7 protein-coding genes and 1 pseudogene are annotated in these 6445 nt (G+C 55.3%); 4 read left to right on the top strand and 4 right to left on the bottom strand.

The annotated features are described in order from the left end of the window. From FTT83_RS15205 to FTT83_RS15195, 4 genes and pseudogenes are all read left to right on the top strand, one after another. A pseudogene (locus FTT83_RS15205) lies at nucleotides 1-1474 on the top strand (Tn3-like element Tn3 family transposase); the annotation flags it as partial. Between the two features lie 288 nt (nucleotides 1475-1762). Beyond that, nucleotides 1763-2523 (top strand): IS5-like element ISKpn12 family transposase gene (locus FTT83_RS15200; RefSeq protein ID WP_085947932.1). Its coding sequence is split into 2 segments (ribosomal slippage): nucleotides 1763-2087 and nucleotides 2087-2523, totalling 762 coding nucleotides; the frame shifts between segments, so codons are not numbered across the junction. A gap of 10 nt (nucleotides 2524-2533) precedes the next feature. Further along, nucleotides 2534-3142 (top strand): DUF6596 domain-containing protein, encoded by a 609-nt coding sequence (locus FTT83_RS16265; protein WP_306415568.1) that lies wholly within the window; start codon nucleotides 2534-2536, stop codon nucleotides 3140-3142. 272 nt (nucleotides 3143-3414) lie between these two features. Next, entirely contained in the window at nucleotides 3415-3600 is a 186-nt protein-coding gene (locus tag FTT83_RS15195) for a hypothetical protein (protein WP_004197549.1), read from the top strand. A 163-nt stretch (nucleotides 3601-3763) separates the two neighbouring features. Here FTT83_RS15195 and FTT83_RS15190 read toward each other — a convergent pair whose 3' ends face one another. The 4 genes from FTT83_RS15190 to FTT83_RS15175 all read right to left on the bottom strand — a co-directional run. After that, a complete protein-coding gene (locus FTT83_RS15190; RefSeq protein WP_040234282.1) occupies nucleotides 3764-3955 on the bottom strand; it encodes a hypothetical protein in 192 nt (63 codons plus the stop codon). Between the two features lie 581 nt (nucleotides 3956-4536). Next, entirely contained in the window at nucleotides 4537-5079 is a 543-nt protein-coding gene (locus tag FTT83_RS15185; protein ID WP_002063889.1) for an AAA family ATPase, read from the bottom strand. Nucleotides 5080-5091: 12 nt separating this feature from the next. Then, nucleotides 5092-5952 (bottom strand): aminoglycoside N-acetyltransferase AAC(3)-IIe, encoded by an 861-nt coding sequence (aac(3)-IIe, locus tag FTT83_RS15180; protein WP_000557452.1) that lies wholly within the window; start codon nucleotides 5950-5952, stop codon nucleotides 5092-5094. 177 nt (nucleotides 5953-6129) lie between these two features. Further along, nucleotides 6130-6445 (bottom strand): recombinase family protein (locus FTT83_RS15175; protein ID WP_004152828.1); only part of this gene is annotated, 316 nt, incomplete at its 5' end.

Here is a 6445-nt window from a genome sequence, read left to right as displayed (position 1 = left end):
CCCGACAGACCCGCAGGAAGCAATAAAATCTCTGGGTCATCAGCTTGATAGTCGTTACAGACAGGTTGCTGCACGTCTTGGCGAAAATGAGGCTGTCGAACTCGATGTTTCTGGCCCGAAGCCCCGGTTGACAATTTCTCCCCTCGCCAGTCTTGATGAGCCGGACAGTCTGAAACGACTGAGCAAAATGATCAGTGATCTGCTCCCTCCGGTGGATTTAACGGAGTTGCTGCTCGAAATTAACGCCCATACCGGATTTGCTGATGAGTTTTTCCATGCTAGTGAAGCCAGTGCCAGAGTTGATGATCTGCCCGTCAGCATCAGCGCCGTGCTGATGGCTGAAGCCTGCAATATCGGTCTGGAACCACTGATCAGATCAAATGTTCCTGCACTGACCCGACACCGGCTGAACTGGACAAAAGCGAACTATCTGCGGGCTGAAACTATCACCAGCGCTAATGCCAGACTGGTTGATTTTCAGGCAACGCTGCCACTGGCACAGATATGGGGTGGCGGAGAAGTGGCATCTGCAGATGGAATGCGCTTTGTTACGCCAGTCAGAACAATCAATGCCGGACCGAACCGCAAATACTTTGGTAATAACAGAGGGATCACCTGGTACAACTTTGTGTCCGATCAGTATTCCGGCTTTCATGGCATCGTTATACCGGGGACGCTGAGGGACTCTATCTTTGTGCTGGAAGGCCTTCTGGAACAGGAGACCGGGCTGAATCCAACCGAAATTATGACCGATACAGCAGGTACCAGCGAACTTGTCTTTGGCCTTTTCTGGCTGCTGGGATACCAGTTTTCTCCACGCCTGGCTGATGCCGGTGCTTCGGTTTTCTGGCGAATGGGCCATGATGCCAACTATGGCGTGCTGAATGATATTGCCAGAGGGCAATCAGATCCCCGAAAAATAGTCCTTCAGTGGGACGAAATGATCCGGACCGCTGGCTCCCTGAAACTGGGCAAAGTACAGGCTTCAGTGCTGGTCCGTTCATTGCTGAAAAGTGAACGTCCTTCCGGACTGACTCAGGCAATCATTGAAGTGGGGCGCATCAACAAAACGCTGTATCTGCTTAATTATATTGATGATGAAGATTACCGCCGGCGCATTCTGACCCAGCTTAATCGGGGAGAAAGCCGCCATGCCGTTGCCAGAGCCATCTGTCACGGTCAAAAAGGTGAGATAAGAAAACGATATACCGACGGTCAGGAAGATCAACTGGGCGCACTGGGGCTGGTCACTAACGCCGTCGTGTTATGGAACACTATGTATATGCAGGCAGCCCTGGATCATCTCCGGGCGCAAGGTGAAACACTGAATGATGAAGATATCGCACGCCTCTCCCCGCTTTGCCACGGACATATCAATATGCTCGGCCATTATTCCTTCACGCTGGCAGAACTGGTGACTAAAGGACATCTGAGACCATTAAAAGAGGCGTCAGAGGTAGAAAACGTTGCTTAACGTGAGTTTTCGTTCCACTGAGCGTCAGACCCCTATACCTATCGAGATATCACTCTACCTCTCGCTGCTTGACCGAGGTGGAGGACCGTCGCCGTTGGTGGCTTTTTGGCCAAGCGTTTATCCGCGTCGTCTCGCCGCCCGCTCCGCCTCCGCGCGAATAGCAAGCAGCGAAGGACCAAGAAGCTCACGCGCATGAGCGACCGTTTCGGCGGATGCCGTGTTTAGGGTCAGGACCCATTGATTTGAACTGACGGCTGTGATTCAGATGGGCGTATAGGAGCCCGACTGATGAGTAATTTGTTTTGGCTGACGGACGAGCAAATGGCTCGTCTTCAGCCCTATTTCCCCAAGAGCCATGGCCGCCAGCGCGTTGATGATCGACGCGTTCTGAGCGGCATCATCTTCGTCAACCGCAACGGGCTGCGTTGGCGTGATGCGCCGAAGGAATATGGCCCGGCGAAGACGCTTTATAACCGCTGGAAACGCTGGGGCGACAAGGGCGTATTTATCCAGATGATGGAAGGTCTGGCCGTGCCTGAAGCCGCAGAGCACAAGACCATCATGATCGATGCGACCTATCTCAAGGCCCACCGCACGGCTTCCAGCTTGCGGGTAAAAAAGGGGGCGCGGGCCGCCTGATTGGACGCACGAAAGGCGGCATGAACACCAAGCTTCATGCCGTAACGGATGCGAGTGGTCGCCCGATCAGCTTCTTCATAACGGCAGGCCAGGTCAGCGATTACACCGGTGCTGCCGCCTTGCTTGATGAACTTCCCAAGGCCAAATGGTTGCTGGCCGACCGTGGCTATGATGCCGACTGGTATCGTGACGCTTTACAGGCGAAGGGGATCACTCCCTGCATTCCAGGTCGAAAATCCCGCAAGAAGACCATCAAATACGACAAACGCCGCTACAAACGGCGCAACCGGATCGAGATCATGTTCGGGCGTCTCAAAGACTGGCGGCGTGTCGCTACGCGTTACGACCGGTGCCCAATGGCCTTTCTCTCCGCCATCGCTCTCGCTGCGACCGTTATCTTCTGGCTATGAGCAATGAGTCCTGACCCTAGCGCATATCAAGCCAGAGGAGCCTGAGGTACTTGGTCTTTTAGCCCTCATGGAACTCCAGTGCTCTCGGCTGCTTGCCCGACAAGATCGTCAAGGCTTGCCAGTGCCGCTCGATCGTCAGGATCGTGGCTTGTGGGATCGATTGCTCATACGTCGAGGTCTGGAGATAGTTGAGCGAGCATGCCGCATGTCGTCTCCCACTGGATGGTATCTTCTGCAAGCGTTGATTTCTGCTTGTCACGCGCGGGCTGCGAGCTTTCGAGACACCAATTGGCGAGAGATACTGGCGAGATATGACGCGCTCTTCCTGTTGAGCCCTACATACGTAGTTGCCCTCAATCGAGCAGTCGCTGTGTCGTGGGCCATGAACCCCGCTGCAGGGATGGCGGTCCTTAAGGCGATTGAGGACGAGTGGGACGTGGAGACCTACCCGCTTTTTCACGCGACGCGGGCGGATTTCCTTTCGCGTCTTGGTTTCCAAGACCAAGCTGCGGCAGCCTATCAGGCTGCGGCCGTACTCAGCACCAACCTACCTCAAAAGTTGTTCTTGGTCACGCGCGCTGAGGAATGCCTGGCAGGGTCTCGGACAGATGTTGGATAACATCAGTCGATTGACGGTGATTGCGCGCACGTGGACGCGCATCATGACAGGTATGACGAGCCTTTGAACGTCCGCTGGCTGTGCCGGCGCCATCATATCCGGCTGCACTTCTACGGTGAGGACATGTTTCCTATGTGCAGGCCGCATCACGTATGAACGGCGGCTCTCCGGTTATGCCTCAACGCCGCTGAAAGCGTCGCGCGGTCAGTCAGCCATGACGATCATACCTTATTCAGATCATGCGATCGGCGCCCTGCCATCAGGAGGATGAAATGCGTAAAGATCAGATCCCGGATTTCGTTGATGAGATCTTCGCCACCGGCTGCCCAATCACCGCAGTAGGACAAGATTGCTATGTTTTGCAGAGAGCGATCTGCTGGCAGAAGACTTCGACCGTGTTGGTGAGGTGGTCGATAAAATCTGCCAGCGATAAGGAAAGCGTGACCATCTGTTGCTGACATCGTCGATCATTTGAGGAGCCTCGGCCGTTTCTACGACCTGCGGCTTGAGACACTCCAATAGCGACTATGGGTCGGTCCGCGCTTTAGAATAAGGGATCTAGACCCTGTCGCCAATTTTGGCCTGACGGGGGTTTCCAGCTACGCCTTCATATGTCGTGCCTCAGCCGCGCTGCAAGCGCCGGGCACTGATGCCCAGCATGCTGGTGGTCTTCACCTTTCCGCCGACGCGCCTGAGGATGATGATTGCCGCGTCCGTGGCCAGCCCGGTGCCGATGGCAGCCAAATGACCCAATTGGAACGGCAGATAGCCCGGCTTGACCACGAGAAGCACTCCGATGAAGCCGATGACCACGGCGGTCCACCGCCGAACCGCGATGCTGAAGCCACAAATCGAGCTTTGCGAGGAGTTTCTTTATCCGTCTCAATGAGATAAGGGCCAACTTTAGATCAAGTGCGTCGTAGTACGGCGTGCACCTTGGGCTTGATCCAGCTATAGTGTAATTGTATGCTGGAAATATGTGCAACCCTGGTGTCTAGGCCGTGCGAAGCCAATCAGGCTCGAAAGTCGTTGCGGGTTGTTATCCGTTAAAGGCGGCGACTGTAGCCGCCGCTATTTGGCCCCTTGATACCATTTAGCATTTGGAGCTTTAGGTTCTATAATTTAACGTTACGCTACAGCCGACACCCCGCTTGCCTGAGCGTTTGGATTTCAATCACTTAGTAGACCAACTTGCGGGTCGACGGTTCGTGTCCCTTCAAGGCGGAGGCTTCGGCAGCTGGCGTCTCTATGCCGCGGTGGTGCTTTTCCGAAACGGAAGTCGCCCATTCGCGTCACGTAAACCGACCGTCAGGCGGTACGGCTTAGGAGAATAATCGCAAAGCAGACTGAGACCACCACCCTCGCGCTACCCTTTGCGCAGGCGTCGAAGGCGATCAGGTGCGCTGATCGAGTCTGTCGAGCACCATCGCTGCAAGTTCATCGCTGGTGTGTGCACCACTATCGAGAACACGGGTTGTGGACGGAAGCCGTTCCCTTGCGGCCAAGCATCGGGCGACATTCGCTAATCGCCACTCTCGAATCTCCGCATTCCGATTCGGGTCAGGATGCATGGTCTGGTTCGAGATCCGGTGACGCAATAGGTCCTCGTTAAGCATCAGAAAGATGTGCAGCAGCTGATCGTCGATCTGCCTTAACCCGTCGAGTATCTCAGTCAGATAGTCCGGGTGCACGAGCGTCATTGGGATGATGATGTCCTGCGAGTAATTCCTGCGAATCTCGCTGACCGCAGCGATCGTAAGTCCCCTCCACAAGGGGAGATCCTGATAGTCTCCGCTCGCTGGTATGGGGACCGTTTCTTTCACCACGAACCCGATTTCCTCAGGGTCAAAGATCAGCGATTTCGGACGCCGATCGCGCAGCCGCTCAGCGAGAGTCGTCTTTCCGGCGCCGAAAGGTCCGTTGATCCAGATTATCATTGTCGACGGCCTCTAACCGGAAGGCTCGCAAGAGCGCTGGGCGGCTTCGTGTGCTGGCACGATCGGAGTGGCTCCGAAGTGCTTCTCAAGATAGGTGACGCCGAACGTCACGATGTCCTGCGCGTCGAACAGGTAGCACTGAGCAAAGCCCACGACACCTTCTCGATGGCGACCGAGCTTCACGTAAGCATTTGCTATAGTTTCGACCGCATCCGGCTTTCCTTCGATAGCAAAGCAATCGAGAATGCCGTTTGAATCGTATTCTGATGCCGTTTTCCAGGCGACTTCACCGTTTCTTCCAAGCATCGGCATCTCATACGTCACCCATCGTTTGTTGGGGATATCCGCAACCGCCTCGGCGTAGTGCAATGCGGTAACGGAGTTTAGCGGCGCACCCAACAGCAGGGCCTTCCCGCCAAGGCGGACGAACCGCTCGACGGGCGACCCTTCCCCCAAGGCGTGACCGAGTTCGTGAGGCTCCGTCAGCGTTTCAGCTAGCGGACCAACCGCGACCATCGATGCATCGGGGTGCGCGCTGCGCCGCGCGCCGGGGGCTTGAACCAGAAATTGATTCAGCAGGCCGAACCCACGGTAAGTCCCGGCCGTTGCGGGATCGAACGGCGGCCAGGTACGGCGGGCTTTGTCATCCAACCGAGCGCCATTCAGAGTCTCCTCGTAGGGTGATCGGTCCCACGACGCGTATCCCATCACAGTGCCAGTCGGCCCAACCGCGGAGCGTAACGCGGCAACGACCGTCTCCGCTCCTCCTTCGACCGGACCAATCGCTTTAAGTGAGGCATGCACCATCAACAGGTCACCGGTTTGGACTCCGAGTTTTCGAATTGCCTCCGTTATTGCCTTCCGCGTATGCATCGCGATATCTCCTCTAAACTGCAAAACACTATACGGGGTCTGACGCTCAGTGGAACGAAATTGAATGTATTTAGAAAAATAAACAAATAGGGGTTCCGCGCACATTTCCCCGAAAAGTGCCACCTGACGTCTAAGAAACCATTATTATCATGACATTAACCTATAAAAATAAGCGTATCACGAGGCCCTTTCGTCTTCAAGAATTTTATAAACCGTGGAGCGGGCAATACTGAGCTGATGAGCAATTTCCGTTGCACCAGTGCCCTTCTGATGAAGCGTCAGCACGACGTTCCTGTCCACGGTACGCCTGCGGCCAAATTTGATTCCTTTCAGCTTTGCTTCCTGTCGGCCCTCATTCGTGCGCTCTAGGATCCTCCGGCGTTCAGCTTGTGCCACAGCCGACAGGATGGTGACCACCATTTGCCCCATATCACCGTCGGTACTGATCCCGTCGTCAATAAACCGAACCGCGACACCCTGAGCATCAAACTCT

It is taken from the genome of Acinetobacter sp. YH01018, assembly GCF_013420295.1.
GTDB lineage: Bacteria > Pseudomonadota > Gammaproteobacteria > Pseudomonadales > Moraxellaceae > Acinetobacter.
This window is presented reverse-complemented; position numbering and strand designations above follow the sequence as displayed.

Excerpts from the sequence above, each read along its gene's own strand:
- FTT83_RS15195 (WP_004197549.1), top strand. The coding sequence starts at position 3,415 with ATGCGTAAAGATCAGATCCCGGATTTCGTTGATGAGATCTTCGCCACC.
- FTT83_RS15185 (WP_002063889.1), bottom strand. The coding sequence starts at position 5,079 with ATGATAATCTGGATCAACGGACCTTTCGGCGCCGGAAAGACGACTCTC.